Genomic DNA, 14,747 nt, shown 5'->3' with positions numbered 1-14,747 from the left:
ACAGAAGTCACCAAAATAGGCCTGGAGAAAAAATATTTGCGAGGGAGCGATTCGCTCCCTCGGATCAGACTATTTAGTGATAGTTTTTACACCATCAGCGGTACCAATCAGCGCGACATCCGCACCACGATTCGCAAACAGGCCGACGGTCACGACGCCCGGAATACCGTTAATGGTATTTTCCAGCGCAATAGCGTCCAGAATTTCCAGACCAAACACATCGAGGATCACGTTACCGTTATCGGTCACGACGCCCTGACGATACTCCGGACGGCCGCCCAGCTTAACCAGCTGACGCGCTACGGCGCTGCGCGCCATCGGAATCACCTCTACCGGCAGTGGGAATTTACCTAGAATATCCACCTGCTTGGAAGCATCGGCGATGCAGATAAATTTATCGGCGACCGAGGCGATAATTTTCTCGCGCGTCAGCGCGGCGCCGCCGCCCTTAATCATCTGCATGTGGCCGTTGATTTCATCTGCGCCGTCCACATAAATACCAAGACGGTCAACGCTGTTCAGATCAAAAACCGTAATACCGAGGCTTTTCAGTTTTTCAGTAGAGGCGTCAGAGCTGGAAACCGCTCCTTCAATCTGCCCTTTCATGGTACCCAGCGCATCAATAAAATGCGCCGCCGTGGAGCCCGTGCCGACCCCAACGATAGTGCCCGGTTGTACATACTGCAATGCCGCCCAGCCTACCGCTTTTTTCAGTTCATCTTGCGTCATGATTATGGTCCGAGATGTGAATTCCTGTGGCGCATTATAGAACATCAGGGGGGCCATTGTCCCTGCGACGGCGATCACACAACGCAGTCGCCAATTTTTCATCTTCATCAAAAACAAATTTATGTCATAGTGCGAGTTAACGAAAAGTATTAGGGGGCACGCCAGAGCAATGAAACGACCGGACTACAGAACACTACAGGCGCTGGACGCGGTAATCAGGGAACGAGGGTTTGAGCGCGCCGCGCAGAAGCTTTGTATTACGCAGTCCGCCGTCTCTCAGCGCATCAAACAGCTGGAAAACATGTTTGGACAGCCGCTGCTGGTGCGAACCGTACCGCCGCGTCCTACCGAACAGGGGCAAAAGCTGCTGGCCCTGCTGCGTCAGGTTGAGCTGCTGGAAGAGGAGTGGCTGGGCGATGAGCAAACCGGCTCCACGCCGCTGCTGCTATCGCTGGCGGTCAACGCCGACAGTCTGGCCACCTGGCTGCTGCCCGCGCTTTCCAGCGTGCTTTCGGACTCCCCGATTCGCCTGAATCTGCAGGTGGAAGACGAGACCCGGACCCAGGAACGCCTGCGCCGCGGCGAAGTGGTCGGCGCGGTCAGTATCCAGCCGCAGGCATTGCCAAGCTGTCTGGTCGATCAGCTCGGCGCCCTCGACTACCTGTTCGTCGCCTCGAAGGAGTTTGCCCAACGCTATTTCCCTAATGGAGTGACCCGCTCGGCGCTGCTGAAAGCACCGGTGGTGGCATTCGATCATCTCGATGATATGCATCAGGCCTTTTTGCAGCAGAACTTCGATTTACCCCCGGGCAGCGTGCCCTGCCATATCGTCAACTCTTCTGAAGCCTTCGTGCAGCTGGCCCGCCAGGGAACGACCTGCTGTATGATCCCGCATCTGCAAATTGAAAGAGAGCTGAACAGCGGCGAGCTTATCAACCTCACGCCGGGCCTGTTCCAGCGCCGGATGCTCTACTGGCACCGTTTTGCGCCGGAAAGCCGCATGATGCGCCGGGTGACCGATGCGCTGATCGATTACGGCCACAAGGTGTTGAGGCAAGATTAACCCCCGCAAGCAGGCCGGAGCCCTCCGGCCCGCGTGCCCCACCATTCTTTGCTCATATCTTTGAAATACATCACAAAATAAAACATTTTATCCGGCAAAAAACGACGCATCGATGGCTGTTTTTTGCTGGCGACAGGGCCGATGAAAAAGCTCACCGTATTCGCAATACCCCATTTTATTGCGAATACGGAGCACAACATGTCTGAGTTGCAGGAGTGGCAAACGCTCGCCAACAAAGAGCTTAGCCGGCGGGAAAAAACCGTCGACGACCTGATCAAACAGACGGCAGAGGGCATCGCCGTTAAGCCGCTGTATACCAAAGCCGATCTTGATAATCTGGAAGTGACCGGCACCCTGCCCGGTCTGCCGCCTTACGTTCGCGGCCCGCGCGCCACCATGTACACCGCGCAGCCGTGGACCATCCGCCAGTACGCCGGTTTCTCTACCGCCAAAGAGTCCAACGCCTTCTATCTCCGCAACCTCGCGGCCGGGCAGAAAGGACTTTCCGTCGCCTTCGACCTCGCCACTCACCGGGGCTATGACTCCGATAACCCACGCGTGGCGGGCGACGTCGGTAAAGCGGGCGTGGCGATCGATACCGTCGAAGATATGAAAATTCTGTTCGATCGGATCCCGCTGGATAAGATGTCCGTGTCGATGACCATGAACGGCGCGGTGCTGCCGGTGATGGCGTTTTATATCGTCGCGGCGGAAGAACAAGGGGTTGCGCCGGAACAGCTCACCGGGACAATCCAGAACGATATTCTGAAAGAGTATCTATGCCGGAATACCTATATTTACCCGCCAAAACCCTCAATGCGCATTATCGCCGACATCATCGCCTGGTGTTCGGGCAATATGCCGCGCTTTAACACCATCAGCATCAGCGGCTACCACATGGGTGAAGCGGGAGCTAACTGCGTGCAGCAGGTGGCCTTTACGCTGGCGGACGGTATCGAATATATCAAGGCCGCGCTCTCCGCCGGGCTGAAAATTGACGACTTCGCGCCGCGCCTGTCGTTTTTCTTCGGCATCGGCATGGATCTGTTTATGAACGTTGCGATGCTGCGCGCCGCCCGCTATCTGTGGAGCGAAGCGGTAAGCGGCTTCGGCGCCACCAATCCGAAATCCTTAGCCCTGCGCACCCATTGCCAGACCTCCGGCTGGAGCCTCACCGAGCAAGATCCGTATAACAACGTGATCCGTACCACCATCGAAGCGCTCGGCGCCACGCTTGGCGGCACCCAGTCGCTGCACACCAACGCCTTTGACGAGGCGCTCGGCCTGCCGACCGACTTTTCCGCCCGCATCGCGCGTAATACGCAGATCATCATTCAGGAGGAGTCGGAGATCTGCCGCACCGTGGATCCGCTGGCCGGATCGTATTACGTGGAGTCGCTGACCGATCGCATCGTCAAGGAGGCGCGGGCCATTATTCAACAGATCGCCGAGGCGGGTGGAATGGCTAAGGCGATCGAAGCCGGACTGCCGAAACGGATGATCGAAGAGGCCTCCGCCCGCGAACAATCGCTGATCGATCAGGGCAAGCGCGTCATCGTCGGCGTTAATAAGTACAAGCTGGAAAAAGAGGATAAAACAGCGGTGCTGGAGATCGACAACGTCAAGGTGCGCAACGAGCAGATCGCCTCGCTGGAAAAAATTCGCGCTCAGCGTGACGATGTGACGGTAAAAGCCGCGCTGAACGCCCTCACCCACGCCGCGCAGCATCATGAAAATCTGCTGGCCGCCGCGATAAACGCCGCCCGCGTTCGCGCCACCCTGGGGGAAATCTCCGACGCGCTGGAGGCGGCGTTTGACCGCTATCTGGTACCCAGCCAGTGCGTCACAGGCGTGATTGCGCAAAGCTACCATCAGTCAGACACAGCCGCCTGCGAATTTGACGCCATTGTTGCGCAAACCGAACGGTTCCTGATGGATAACGGCCGCCGACCGCGCATTCTGATCGCCAAAATGGGCCAGGATGGGCACGATCGCGGCGCCAAGGTGATCGCCAGCGCCTATTCCGATCTCGGCTTCGATGTTGACCTGAGCCCGATGTTTTCCACGCCGGAAGAGATTGCTCGTCTGGCGATAGAAAACGACGTGCACGTGGTTGGCGCCTCATCGCTGGCGGCAGGCCACAAAACCCTGATCCCCGAGCTGGTCGCCGCGCTGAAAAAATGGGGGCGGGAAGATATCTGCGTCATCGCCGGCGGCGTCATCCCGCCGCAGGATTACGCCTTTCTGCAGGCCCGCGGCGTGGCCGCCATTTACGGCCCCGGCACGCCGATGCTGGAGAGCGTGCGTGACGTCCTGACGCGGATTAGCCAGCATCATGATTAACCTATCCACCCTGACCGACGCCATTCGGCGATTACGTTTGGGCGAACGGGCCACGCTTGCCCAGGCCATGACGCTGGTAGAGAGTCAGCATCCACGCCACCAGGCGCTGAGCGCCCAGCTGCTGGATGCGATTATGCCCTTCACCGGCAACACCCTGCGCCTTGGCGTCACCGGCACGCCGGGAGCTGGAAAGAGTACCTTTCTGGAAACCTTCGGCATGCTGCTGATTCGACATGGCCTGCGGGTTGCGGTGATCGCGGTCGATCCGAGCAGCCCGGTCAGCGGCGGCAGCATCCTTGGCGACAAAACGCGCATGATCGACCTGGCGCGATCGGATTCGGCCTTTATCCGCCCGGTGCCCTCAAGCGGCCATCTCGGTGGCACCAGCCTGCGCGCGCGGGAGCTGATACTGCTGTGCGAAGCGGCGGGCTACGATGTGGTGATTGTCGAAACCGTCGGCGTCGGTCAGTCGGAAACCGAAGTCTCCCGCCTGGTGGACTGCTTTATCTCGCTGCAGATCGCCGGCGGCGGTGACGATCTGCAGGGCATCAAGAAAGGAATTATGGAGATGGCGGATATTGTCGTCATCAATAAAGATGATGGCGAGAATCGCGCCAGCGTCGCCATCACCCGGCATATGTATGAATCCGCCCTGCATATTCTACGCCGCAAGCACGCCGCGTGGCAGCCGCGCGTTTTGAGCTGTAGCGCGCTGGAGCGGAGCGGCATCGAAGCCGTCTGGCTCGCTGTTCTGGATTTCAAAACAACCCTGACTGACAGCGGAGAGCTTGAAAAACTGCGCCAGCGCCAGGCGCTGGAGTGGCTGCAAAAGCAGACCGAAACCGAGGCGCTGCACCTGCTGTTTGCCCGAACCGACTTCGAGCGCTACTTCCAGCAGACGCTACAGGCGGTGAAAAACAACGGCCTCTCGCCGCGCACCGGCCTGCGGCAGATTAGCGAATTTCTCCAGAATCATTACTTTGCGTGAAAGGATATTTATGTCTTATCAATATGTTAATGTCGAAATTATTCAGAAAGTCGCGGTCATTGAGTTCAACTATAGCCGCAAGCTCAACGCCTTAAGCAAGGTGTTCATCGACGATCTGATGCAGGCGCTGAGCGATCTCAACCGGCCGGAAATACGCTGCGTTATTTTACGCGCGCCCGGGGGCGCAAAAGTCTTCTCCGCCGGCCATGACATCCATGAACTGCCCAGCGGCCGCCGCGATCCGCTCTCCTATGACGATCCGCTGCGTCAGATCACCCGCATGATCCAAAAATATCCGAAACCGGTGATCTCCATGGTCGAAGGAAGCGTCTGGGGCGGCGCGTTTGAGATGATCATGAGCTCCGATCTGATCATCGCCGCCAGCACGTCAACGTTCTCTATGACGCCGGTGAATCTCGGCGTGCCCTACAACCTGGTCGGCATTCACAATCTGACCCGCGACGCCGGCTTTCACATCGTGAAAGAGCTGATTTTCACCGCCCTGCCGATTACCGCCCAGCGCGCGCTGGCGGTCGGTATTCTCAATCACGTGGTGGACGCCGACGAACTGGAGGATTTTACCTTGCAGATGGCACACCACATCTCCGAGAAAGCACCGCTGGCGATCGCGGTTATTAAGGAAGAGCTGCGCGTGCTTGGCGAAGCGCACACCATGAATTCCGATGAGTTTGAACGTATTCAGGGAATGCGTCGCGCCGTTTACGACAGCGAGGATTATCAGGAAGGCATGAGCGCGTTTATGGAAAAGCGTAAACCTCAGTTCGTCGGCCATTAATCACGCCGGGTTAAGGAGTATAAAATGAAACGGATGAGCGCCGATGAAGCGGCGGAGATTATCCAGCATGACCAGATGGTTGCGTTCAGCGGGTTCACGCCCGCCGGTTCGCCTAAAGCGCTACCCGCGGCCATCGCTCGCCGCGCCGGTGTATTACATCAGGCGCAGCAGCCTTTCCAGATCCGCCTGCTGACCGGCGCCTCCATCAGCGCCGCCGCCGATGATGCGCTCTCGGCGGCCGATGCCGTCTCGTGGCGTGCACCGTATCAGACCGCCTCCGGGCTGCGGCAAAAAATCAACCAAGGGGAGGTGAGGTTTGTCGACCTGCACCTGAGCGAAGTGGCGCAAATGGTCAACTACGGCTTCTTTGGCGAGATTGATGTCGCGGTGATCGAAGCCTCGGCTATCGCGCCGGACGGACGAGTCTGGCTCACCAGCGGTATCGGCAACGCGCCAACCTGGCTGCTGCGGGCGAAGAAAGTGATCATCGAGCTTAATCTCTACCACAATCCGCGCGTCGCCGAGCTGGCTGATATCGTCATCCCCGGCGCCCCGCCGCGGCGCAACAGCATCGCCATCTTTCATGCGATGGATCGCGTGGGCAGTCGGTACGTGCAAATCGATCCGCAAAAGATTGTCGCGGTCGTGGAGACCGAACTGCCCGACGCCGGCAATGCGCTTGATAAAGTCAATCCCGTGTGTCAGCAAATCGCCGATAACGTGGTCACCTTTCTGCTCGAAGAAATAGCTCGCGGACGCATCCCGCCTGAATTTCTGCCGCTGCAAAGCGGCGTGGGCAATATCAATAACGCGGTTATGGCGCGGCTGGGTGAGAATCCGGATATTCCCGCTTTTATGATGTATTCGGAGGTATTACAGGAGTCGGTGGTTAATCTGCTGGAAAGCGGGAAAATTACCGGCGTCAGCGCCTCCAGCCTGACGGTATCCGCCGATGCTTTGCGCAAGATTTACGACAACATGGATTTCTTCGCCAGCCGTATTGTCCTGCGCCCGCAGGAGATCTCCAATAATCCAGAAATTATCCGCCGCCTCGGGGTTATCGCCCTCAACGTGGGGCTGGAGTTTGATATCTACGGCCACGCTAATTCCACGCACGTGGCCGGGGTGAATCTGATGAACGGTATCGGCGGCAGCGGCGATTTTGAGCGCAACGCCTGGCTCTCTATCTTTATGGCCCCCTCCATCGCCAAAGAGGGAAAAATCTCTACTATCGTGCCAATGTGCAGCCACGTCGATCACAGCGAGCACAGCGTAAAGGTGATCGTGACCGAGCAGGGGATCGCCGACCTGCGCGGGCTATCGCCGCTGCAACGCGCCCGCGTCATCATTGATAACTGCGCGCACCCGCTCTATCGGGACTATTTACACCGCTACCTGGATAACGCGCCCGGTGGGCATATTCATCACGACCTCGCCCACGCGTTCGACCTGCATCGTAATCTGCTTGAGTACGGCTCCATGCTCGGCTAGTCCTCCGTACCGACGCGATCCTCAGTAATGTGCTGAAGCATCGTGGCGGTATAGCGATGGTTTTTCAGCGAATAGAGATACTCCTGCATATACATCGCGCTGCCGGGCGCATCGAAGTACTTCAGCTTCGCCGGGTTGACCAGACGCCAGGCGAAGTAAGGAATAACCGTCAAAAACTGCCCCCGCTCTACGGCGCTAATTTTGGCCATAAAGCTGTAGGGACGATAGATAATCGTCGGGTTGATCCCGCTGGGGCGCATATACGCGTCCAACATTGCCTCAAAATTGGCCCGGTTCTGGAAGCGCATCTGCAGCCAGGGCAGCTCACGTAAAAGTTCCTGCGGCGGCCTATCTTCATAACGGCGGGAAACCAGAAACCCAAGACGCAGCGGCGCGAGTTCGCTAATGGTCAGATTTTCCAGCTCCTGCACGCGGGCCGAAACGTGCTGCGGTGAGATAATAAAATCGAGCTGACGGTCAAACAGATTATCAATCACCCCATTCTCGCTGAACTCTACGGCCTGGGTGGTCACCCCATCGTATTTATCGCCCAGGCTGATGAGCTGATCGAAAATAATCGTCGGATAGGTATTGTCTATGCCAATGACGACGTTGCGCGAGCGGCGCGCGGAAAAGTGAATTTCGTTATCGATGGCCGATAAGCGCTGATAAATGGGAAACAGCTTCTGATAGAGCTCCTGCCCCGCTTTATTGAGGCTGATGCTGTTATCTTTGCGGGTAAATAGCGTATAGCCTATCCGATCCTCGAGCGCAGCAATGCTTTTGCCGAAGGGAGACGCGGTCATATGGATTTTTTCCGCCGCTCTGGCGATGTTGTTAGTCTGCGCCAACAAAATGAAATTGCGCATTTTTTTCGAAATAAAGATATCCATGCTCACCTCATAGTCGAACAGGGATATATCCTTACCTCATTCAGGGAAAAGACTTTTGTCGCGCTCTCACTTTTACAGATAGTCACAGAAAAAGCCCGGCGCGAAGGCCGGGCGATGGGATTACTGCGCCGCTTTGGGTTGTTCGGCGGGTTTCGCCGGTTCAGCAGGTGCTGGCGCAGGCTGGGTCGGTTGCAGCTCAAACACCACGTCCACCTGGTCATCAAATTGAATGGTTGCCTGCTCGTAGGTTTCCTGGGCAGAAACCGGCGCCGCATCGGCCTTCATCATCCGCACCATCGGGCTTGGCTGGTAATTGGAGACATGATAGCGAACGCTATAGACTGGCCCCAGTTTGCCGTGGAAGCCGGTAGCCAGCTCCTGAGCCTGGTGAATGGCATCATCAATCGCCGCTTTACGCGCTTTATCTTTATAAGCGTCCGGCTGCGCCACGCCCAGTGAGACTGAACGGATCTCATTCAGACCGGCTTTAAGCGCCCCATCTAACAGACCGTTGAGCTTATCCAGCTGGCGCAGCGTCACTTCAACGCTACGCACCGCACGATAGCCCTTGAGAATGCTTTTGCCGTTCTGATAGTCATAATCAGGCTGGGTACGCAGGTTAGCTGAGTTAATGTCTTTCTTCGCAATGCCGCTCTTCTCCAGGAAGGAGAGATACTGGGCCACGCGCTCATCGGCCTGTTTTTTAGCGGATGCCGCGTCTTTCGCGGAGACGTTTACTTCAATCGCCAGCGTAGCGATATCAGGAACCGCAGCGACGCTGGCGGTACCTGAAGTGACGATATGTGGGCCGTTTGGCAACTCGTTTGCCTGAACTGCCATTGCGCTAAATCCGAGTGCCGCCGCCAGGGCCATGACTTTTAACTTCACTGTCGTTTCTCCATATTACATTGGTCGTCTATACACAGACGCATGCCAGCAAGCTTAGCGCTTACGCGGAGAAAGTCCATCGGACAAGGCTTAGTTAAGCAGCGCCTGCACATGGGCGAAGCCGTCATTCGCCAGCTGGAAGGCAATGACCCACATCACCAGACCGACCAACACGTTGATAATGCGCTGCGCCTTCGCCGTACGCAGGCGCGGAGCCAGCCAGGCGGCCAGCAGAGCCAGGCCAAAGAACCACAAGAACGATGCGCTGATGGTGCCTAAGGCAAACCAGCGCTTCGGCTCCATCGCCAGCTGCCCGCCGAGACTTCCGAGCACCACAAACGTATCCAGATAAACGTGGGGATTCAGCCAGGTCACCGCCAGCATGGTGACGATAATTTTCCAGCGCCCTTGCTTCATCACTTCCGCGCTGGCCAGCTCCAGATTGCTGCTAAAGGCCGTTTTCAGCGCGCCAAAACCGTACCACAATAAAAAAGCGACGCCGCCCCAGGTCACCAGCGCCAGCAGCCACGGCGATTGCATCAGCAGCGCGCTGCCGCCAAAAATCCCGGCGCAAATCAGCAGCAGATCGCTGATGGCGCACAGCAGCGCGATCATCAGATGGTACTGACGGCGAATGCCCTGATTCATCACAAAGGCGTTTTGCGGGCCGAGCGGCAAAATCATGGCCGCTCCCAGAGCAAGGCCCTGAAAGTAATACGATAACATGGGGAGTGATTTCCACTGAAAGAGTCAATGCCGGGAATATAGCGCGCAAATATCATTAGAGGAAATTGAAAACATTAATCATTGATAAGCCAATCTAATAATCAGGTTCGAATAAAAGGCCGGGCATACCGGCCTTTTGGAGGGGAAAACTACTCTGTTTTTTCCTGCGGACGAATCACATGCACATCCATCTGCGGATACGGGAAGCCGATGCCGTTGGCGTCAAAGTCGCGCTTAATGCGCTCCAGAACATCCCAGTAAACGCTTTGCAGATCGCTACTTTTACTCCATACGCGTACCACGTAGTTCACCGATGACGCGCCCAGTTCATTCAGACGAACGGTCATTTCACGATCTTTGAGGATACGCTCATCCGATTCGATAATATTAGTGAGCAGTTGCTTCACTTTATCAATATCAGCATCGTAGGCCACGCCAATGATAAATTCGTTGCGGCGCACCGGCTCGCGGGAGAAGTTGATGATATTCCCGGCGATGATTTTACCGTTCGGCACCACCACGATTTTGCCATCCGCGCTGCGCAGGGTCGTAGAAAAAATCTGCACGTTCAGCACGGTTCCCGCGATGCCGCCCAGGTCAACGTATTCACCGGCGCGAAATGGGCGGAAGACCACCAGCAGGACGCCAGCGGCAAGGTTAGACAGCGAGCCCTGCAGCGCCAGACCTACAGCTAAACCCGCGGCGCCGAGGACGGCAATGACCGAGGCGGTTTGCACGCCCACGCGGCCCAGAGCGGCGATCAGCGTAAAAGCAATAACGGCATAGCGCACCAGCGCAGAAAGAAAATCGGCAACGGTGGCATCGATATGCCGCGCCCGCATCAGGCGATTCACAGTATTGGAAACAATGCGCGCCACGATCAAGCCGACAATAATAATCGCGAGAGCCGCGACGATGTTGACGGCATAGCTCAGCAGTAATGCCTGATTGCGCACCAGCCATGAACCGGCGTTATTTATGCTATCGACAACGTTCAAATCTTCCATTCAACTTTCCTTATGGATACCCGGACGGGAAATAAAATAACCAAACCTGATAATTGCAAACAGGTTAAGGGTAAACAATAACAGTGCGTTTTGCCAAATTGATCACATTTATTTAGCAAAACTTCATGTTGTTCCAATAATAAAAAAGCCCGCATTTCTGCGGGCTTCCGGGTAAGAAACGAAATTTTCTTACAGAACGTCGATCGCGTTCAGCTCTTTAAATGCCTGCTCCAGACGCGTCACCATGGAAGTCTGTGCAGCGCGCAGCCATACGCGCGGATCGTAGTATTTCTTGTTCGGCTGGTCTTCGCCTTTCGGGTTGCCCAGTTGGCCCTGCAGGTAAGCTTCGTTAGTTTTGTAGTACTGCAGGATACCGTCCCAGGTTGCCCATTGGGTATCGGTATCGATGTTCATTTTGATCACGCCGTAGCTTACGGAGTCTTTGATTTCCTGAGCGGAAGAACCGGAACCACCGTGGAATACGAAGTTCAGGCTGTTGTGCGGCAGGTTGTGTTTCTTAGAAACGTATTCCTGGGAGTCGCGCAGGATAGTCGGGGTCAGTACTACGTTGCCCGGCTTGTAAACGCCGTGTACGTTACCGAAGGAAGCGGCGATAGTGAAACGCGGGCTGATTTTGCTCAGCTCGGTGTACGCGTAATCAACGTCTTCCGGCTGGGTGTACAGCGCAGAAGCATCCATGTGGCTGTTGTCCACGCCGTCTTCTTCGCCGCCGGTGCAGCCCAGTTCGATTTCCAGAGTCATGTCCATTTTGGCCATACGCGCCAGGTACTTAGAACAGATCTCGATGTTTTCGTGCAGGGACTCTTCAGACAGGTCGATCATGTGAGAAGAGAACAGCGGTTTGCCGGTTGCAGCGAAGTGTTTTTCACCAGCGTCCAGCAGACCATCGATCCACGGCAGCAGTTTCTTCGCGCAGTGGTCGGTGTGCAGAATAACCGGAACACCGTAGTGCTCAGCCATCTGATGAACGTGATGCGCGCCAGAGATAGCGCCCAGGATGGCTGCGCCCTGAGGAACGTCAGTTTTCACGCCTTTGCCCGCGATGAACGCAGCGCCGCCGTTAGAGAACTGAACGATAACCGGAGAACGAACTTTTGCAGCTGCTTCCAGAACGGCGTTGATGGAATCAGTACCCACGCAGTTTACCGCTGGCAGAGCAAATTGGTTTTCTTTAGCTACCTGGAACACTTTCTGAACGTCGTCGCCAGTGATGACGCCCGGTTTTACGAAATCAAAAATTTTAGACATGTTACGTAGTCCTGTATCTGTATCTTCGACCGTTGAAGAAGGTTCGCGAGCTTTTACGCGCGCTGAAAAACAGGCGGGTCTCCCCGCCTGAACTGAATTACTGCTTAGCGCGCTCTTCGAGCATGGCTACTGCCGGCAGAACTTTACCTTCCACGAATTCGAGGAATGCGCCGCCGCCGGTGGAGATGTAGGAGATTTTGTCAGCAATGCCGAACAGGTCGATTGCTGCCAGAGTGTCGCCGCCGCCGGCGATAGAGAACGCTTCGCTGTCTGCGATGGCGTTAGCCACGATTTCCGTCCCTTTGCGGAAGTTCGGGAATTCGAACACGCCGACCGGGCCGTTCCACAGGATGGTTTTCGCATTTTTCAGGATTTCAGCCAGTTTCTCTGCGGAAGCATCGCCCAGGTCCAGAATCTGCTCTTCATCTTTAATGTCGTTAACAGATTTCAGGGTGGCGGTTGCGGTTTCAGAGAACTCGGTTGCCACGCGAACGTCAGTCGGAACCGGGATATCGCAGGTCGTCAGCAGGCGTTTAGCTTCGTCAACCAGATCGGCTTCGTACAGGGATTTACCAACGTTGTGGCCCTGAGCGGCAACGAAGGTGTTGGCGATGCCGCCGCCGACGATCAGCTGGTCAGCGATTTTAGACAGGGAATCCAGAACGGTCAGCTTAGTGGAAACTTTAGAACCACCCACGATAGCGACCATCGGACGAGCCGGTTCTTTCAGCGCTTTACCCAGAGCGTCCAGCTCAGCGGCCAGCAGCGGACCTGCGCAAGCCACGTCAGCGAATTTGCCGATACCGTGAGTAGACGCCTGCGCGCGGTGAGCGGTACCGAACGCGTCCATGACGAATACATCGCACAGCGCAGCGTATTTTTTCGACAGCGCTTCGTCGTCTTTCTTCTCGCCTTTGTTAAAGCGAACGTTTTCCAGAACCACCAGCTCACCGGCAGCGACTTCTACGCCGTCCAGGTAATCTTTAACCAGACGTACCGGGTTAGACAGTTTGTCTTTCAGGTAGTTAACAACCGGCAGCAGAGAGAATTCTTCGTTGTACTCGCCTTCGGTAGGACGACCCAGATGGGAAGTGACCATCACTTTCGCACCCTGCTTCAGGGCCAGTTCGATGGTCGGCAGAGAAGCACGGATACGCGCGTCGCTGGTTACTTTCCCTTCTTTAACCGGTACGTTCAGATCAGCACGGATAAAAACGCGTTTACCAGCCAGATCCAGATCGGTCATCTTAATTACAGACATGGTGAATCCTCTCGTTGATTCTTGATAAAGTTTTGCAGGCGCCTGCGCGCCTTACCTGAAACCTTGTGCGGCCATCGCTAACGTGGTATCGAGCATCCGGTTAGCAAAGCCCCATTCGTTATCGCACCAGACCAGCGTTTTGATCAAATGCGCGCCACTTACTCGCGTTTGCGTGCCATCAACAATGGCGCTATGCGGATCGTGGTTGAAATCTATCGAGACTAACGGTAATTCCGTATAGTCAACTATACCATGAAATGCACCCTGTGCTGCTTTTTGCAGCAACTGGTTGACTTCACTTGCTTTTACCGGTTTTTTCACCGTGACGCTAAGGTCGATAGCCGTCACATTAATGGTCGGCACACGCACCGCAATCGCTTCGAAACGATCGTTAAACTGAGGGAAAAAACGCGTAATCCCCGCAGCAAGCTTAGTATCAACCGGGATAATCGACTGACTGGCTGCTCGCGTACGACGCAAATCCGGATGCCAGGAATCAATGACCTGCTGATCGTTCATTGATGAGTGGATCGTCGTTACCGTTCCTGACTCTATGCCGTAGGCATCATCTAATAGTTTAATGACCGGAATAATGCAGTTGGTCGTGCAGGAGGCGTTGGAGACGATACGGTGCTCGGCTCGCAGTTCATCATGATTGACGCCAAAAACAAGCGTTGCGTCGAGATCGTTGCCGCCAGGGTGTGAAAAGAGCACCTTCTTCGCGCCAGCCTGAAGATGGGCTTCGCCATGTTCACGGCTGCCGTAAACGCCCGTACAATCAAGCACCACATCCACCGCCAGCTCACGCCACGGCAACACCTCAAGGGAAGACTCATGCAGCAGGCGAATAGCATCATCGCCGACAAACAGCTGCTCTCTCTCCTGGCGAACATCCCAGGCAAAGCGCCCATGGCTGGTGTCATATTTCAACAAATGCGCGATGCCGGCAGCATCCGCCAGTTCATTGATTGCCACCACGGTAATTTCCGCACGACGCCCGGATTCATACAAAGCACGAACCACGTTACGCCCGATGCGACCGAAGCCATTAATCGCAATGCGTATGGTCATAGGTCTCCTGCAAGGCTGTCCATGATAAGAGGTGGCTGACAGAGTAATGCAGCAACGCTCTGAGGGAAACCTTACCTGTCGCAAACTGCGACTGATTGATTAATTGTCGAACATTTAGACGACTGAAACGCTTCAGCTAGAATAAGCCAAACAAGGAATAAAAGGAATGATTGTCCAGCTGGAGAAACCATTTATCTGACTTACATCACACTTTCGCGCTAT

General features: G+C 55.7%; 13 protein-coding genes. 5 read left to right on the top strand and 8 right to left on the bottom strand.

Annotated elements, in window-relative coordinates; genetic code table 11:
* Nucleotides 1–69: 69 nt before the first annotated feature.
* Complete coding sequence (gene rpiA, locus EGY08_RS19855; RefSeq protein WP_004125006.1) at nt 70–729, bottom strand: ribose-5-phosphate isomerase RpiA; 660 nt, start codon at nt 727–729, stop codon at nt 70–72.
* Between the two features lie 169 nt (nt 730–898).
* On the opposite strand from rpiA, the gene argP reads away from it, so the two are divergent.
* From argP to EGY08_RS19830, 5 genes are all read left to right on the top strand, one after another.
* Nucleotides 899–1,792, top strand: a complete 894-nt coding sequence (argP, locus tag EGY08_RS19850; protein WP_004105608.1) for a DNA-binding transcriptional regulator ArgP — start codon at nt 899–901, stop codon at nt 1,790–1,792.
* A gap of 198 nt (nt 1,793–1,990) precedes the next feature.
* Nucleotides 1,991–4,135 (top strand): methylmalonyl-CoA mutase, encoded by a 2,145-nt coding sequence (gene scpA, locus EGY08_RS19845; RefSeq protein ID WP_049112566.1) that lies wholly within the window; start codon nt 1,991–1,993, stop codon nt 4,133–4,135.
* Nucleotides 4,128–5,123 carry a methylmalonyl Co-A mutase-associated GTPase MeaB gene (gene meaB / locus EGY08_RS19840; protein WP_123828828.1) on the top strand — a complete coding sequence of 332 codons (996 nt, stop codon included), beginning with the start codon at nt 4,128–4,130 and terminating at the stop codon, nt 5,121–5,123. Before scpA ends, meaB begins: the two co-directional genes overlap by 8 nt.
* A 10-nt stretch (nt 5,124–5,133) precedes the next feature.
* On the top strand, nt 5,134–5,919 hold the full coding sequence (scpB, locus tag EGY08_RS19835; RefSeq protein WP_004125013.1) for a methylmalonyl-CoA decarboxylase: 786 nt from the start codon (nt 5,134–5,136) through the stop codon (nt 5,917–5,919).
* A gap of 24 nt (nt 5,920–5,943) precedes the next feature.
* Nucleotides 5,944–7,410, top strand: a complete 1,467-nt coding sequence (locus tag EGY08_RS19830) for an acetyl-CoA hydrolase/transferase family protein (RefSeq protein WP_123828827.1) — start codon at nt 5,944–5,946, stop codon at nt 7,408–7,410.
* On the opposite strand, the gene srsR is transcribed toward EGY08_RS19830, so the two are convergent.
* From srsR to epd, 7 genes are all read right to left on the bottom strand, one after another.
* Nucleotides 7,407–8,303 carry a LysR family transcriptional regulator SrsR gene (srsR, locus tag EGY08_RS19825; RefSeq protein WP_004125020.1) on the bottom strand — a complete coding sequence of 299 codons (897 nt, stop codon included), beginning with the start codon at nt 8,301–8,303 and terminating at the stop codon, nt 7,407–7,409. The two genes, EGY08_RS19830 and srsR, sit on opposite strands and share 4 nt — an antisense overlap.
* Before the next feature lie 120 nt (nt 8,304–8,423).
* The gene (locus EGY08_RS19820; RefSeq protein WP_004125023.1) at nt 8,424–9,191 is read right to left on the bottom strand and encodes an oxidative stress defense protein; all 768 of its coding nucleotides are present in this window, start codon (nt 9,189–9,191) and stop codon (nt 8,424–8,426) included.
* Between the two features lie 90 nt (nt 9,192–9,281).
* Complete coding sequence (argO, locus tag EGY08_RS19815) at nt 9,282–9,917, bottom strand: arginine exporter ArgO (RefSeq protein WP_032741948.1); 636 nt, start codon at nt 9,915–9,917, stop codon at nt 9,282–9,284.
* Nucleotides 9,918–10,066: 149 nt separating this feature from the next.
* Nucleotides 10,067–10,924, bottom strand: a complete 858-nt coding sequence (locus EGY08_RS19810) for a small-conductance mechanosensitive channel MscS (protein WP_004125028.1) — start codon at nt 10,922–10,924, stop codon at nt 10,067–10,069.
* Between the two features lie 189 nt (nt 10,925–11,113).
* Nucleotides 11,114–12,193, bottom strand: a complete 1,080-nt coding sequence (gene fbaA / locus EGY08_RS19805) for a class II fructose-bisphosphate aldolase (protein ID WP_004125043.1) — start codon at nt 12,191–12,193, stop codon at nt 11,114–11,116.
* 97 nt (nt 12,194–12,290) lie between these two features.
* Nucleotides 12,291–13,454, bottom strand: coding sequence for a phosphoglycerate kinase (pgk, locus tag EGY08_RS19800; RefSeq protein ID WP_004125049.1), 1,164 nt, complete (start codon nt 13,452–13,454; stop codon nt 12,291–12,293).
* A gap of 51 nt (nt 13,455–13,505) precedes the next feature.
* The gene (gene epd / locus EGY08_RS19795) at nt 13,506–14,525 is read right to left on the bottom strand and encodes an erythrose-4-phosphate dehydrogenase (RefSeq protein ID WP_123828826.1); all 1,020 of its coding nucleotides are present in this window, start codon (nt 14,523–14,525) and stop codon (nt 13,506–13,508) included.
* Between the last annotated feature and the right edge of the window lie 222 nt (nt 14,526–14,747).

Origin of the sequence: Klebsiella sp. FDAARGOS_511 (genome assembly GCF_003812845.1) — a bacterium.
Classification (GTDB): Bacteria; Pseudomonadota; Gammaproteobacteria; order Enterobacterales; family Enterobacteriaceae; genus Klebsiella; species Klebsiella grimontii.
This window is presented reverse-complemented; position numbering and strand designations above follow the sequence as displayed.

Excerpts from the sequence above, each read along its gene's own strand:
- argO (WP_032741948.1), bottom strand. The coding sequence starts at position 9,917 with ATGTTATCGTATTACTTTCAGGGCCTTGCTCTGGGAGCGGCCATGATT.
- scpA (WP_049112566.1), top strand. The coding sequence starts at position 1,991 with ATGTCTGAGTTGCAGGAGTGGCAAACGCTCGCCAACAAAGAGCTTAGC.
- argP (WP_004105608.1), top strand. The coding sequence starts at position 899 with ATGAAACGACCGGACTACAGAACACTACAGGCGCTGGACGCGGTAATC.
- EGY08_RS19810 (WP_004125028.1), bottom strand. The coding sequence starts at position 10,924 with ATGGAAGATTTGAACGTTGTCGATAGCATAAATAACGCCGGTTCATGG.
- epd (WP_123828826.1), bottom strand. The coding sequence starts at position 14,525 with ATGACCATACGCATTGCGATTAATGGCTTCGGTCGCATCGGGCGTAAC.
- scpB (WP_004125013.1), top strand. The coding sequence starts at position 5,134 with ATGTCTTATCAATATGTTAATGTCGAAATTATTCAGAAAGTCGCGGTC.
- srsR (WP_004125020.1), bottom strand. The coding sequence starts at position 8,303 with ATGGATATCTTTATTTCGAAAAAAATGCGCAATTTCATTTTGTTGGCG.
- rpiA (WP_004125006.1), bottom strand. The coding sequence starts at position 729 with ATGACGCAAGATGAACTGAAAAAAGCGGTAGGCTGGGCGGCATTGCAG.
- meaB (WP_123828828.1), top strand. The coding sequence starts at position 4,128 with ATGATTAACCTATCCACCCTGACCGACGCCATTCGGCGATTACGTTTG.
- pgk (WP_004125049.1), bottom strand. The coding sequence starts at position 13,454 with ATGTCTGTAATTAAGATGACCGATCTGGATCTGGCTGGTAAACGCGTT.
- fbaA (WP_004125043.1), bottom strand. The coding sequence starts at position 12,193 with ATGTCTAAAATTTTTGATTTCGTAAAACCGGGCGTCATCACTGGCGAC.
- EGY08_RS19830 (WP_123828827.1), top strand. The coding sequence starts at position 5,944 with ATGAAACGGATGAGCGCCGATGAAGCGGCGGAGATTATCCAGCATGAC.